The organism is Microcystis sp. M53598_WE2, from assembly GCF_030067735.1.
Taxonomy (GTDB): Bacteria; Cyanobacteriota; Cyanobacteriia; order Cyanobacteriales; family Microcystaceae; genus Microcystis; species Microcystis aeruginosa.
In genome coordinates this window covers 1-1,049 of the sequence record NZ_JASJFE010000342.1, presented here as the reverse complement: position 1 = coordinate 1,049, position 1,049 = coordinate 1, and the positions used below count along the sequence as shown (strand labels likewise).

Sequence of the window (1,049 nt, the reverse complement as noted above, 5' to 3'; positions counted from 1 at the left end):
TGGGTGGTTCCTTTGCCGATATCGCCGCTCATCGGTCGGCCGTCCGTCTGCCAAATCAGAGGACAGTTTAGGGGTGAAATAGTTTCTCGCAGATAGTGGAGGTAATCGATGATATATTCATGATCTTGGCAACTTATGGCCAGGATTTTTAGGTTTTTAGTTAGCGGTGCGATCGCTGACCAGAGTCGAGCAAATTCCTCTCCGTGACCGACTTGGGTATGAATTTCGATCGCATCGACTCCCATTTCGACAATTAAGGGGATAATTTCTGCGGGTTGACAGACACGGGATATTGTCTCGATTATTTGCGGGGGACAAACGGGTAGGCAACGACCGCAACCATAACAGCGCTGTTCAATCACTCCTCCCCTATCAATAGCATAAGCGGGACAGATTTTTTCGCAGGGACGGGGACAATCGACCGGACAGAGTTGCGGGTTAAAGACAGCTTTACGAAAGTGGGGATCTTCACCGTCATTGAGACTGACCATTAACCAAGGTCGTCGATTGGGAGGTAATCCAGCGATTTTGGCGGCGGTTTCGATGCCTTCTTTGGCCGCAACAATCACAGCCCGGTCGGCGGCCACATCAATACAATCGGCCCCGACGATAGTATAGGTCAAAGCGAGGTTGCGAATCGTGGGCAAATCCTGGTAACTGGCTCCACAGATGAGCTTGAACCAGTGACCCGCAACTAAGGACTCTAAGGGAGAGGAGTTTTTATCTAGCACTTTTTCATCCTATCGCGCCCAGCCCCTAAATGTCAGCCTTGTGCTGCTCTGATTCTTACCTAGGGTTTGCTGAAAAAGTTTGTTGGTGGGGTTAGGAGTCAGGAGTCAAAAGTCAGGAGTCAGTAGCTGGTCGTTTCAGGCTTTGTTGCCCTCTTTTTTTGTACCAATTTATGGACTATGAGAGGGATAATGCAAGGTTTTTGAGAGTCCCAATCGGATTTTCGCAGCATGAACATCGGATTTTAACAGGTCAAAAGCCTTATTTTAAGAGGGTTTTACCATTATTCAGCCAGCCCTATCTAGGTATCCCCAATCTCG

Annotated in this window: 1 protein-coding gene; it reads right to left on the bottom strand. The window is 48.5% G+C overall.

Annotated elements, in window-relative coordinates:
- Positions 1-731: Light dependent period protein LdpA domain-containing protein (locus PX636_RS07430; RefSeq protein ID WP_288116626.1), on the bottom strand; the 731-nt coding region annotated here is incomplete at its 3' end.
- Between the last annotated feature and the right edge of the window lie 318 nt (positions 732-1,049).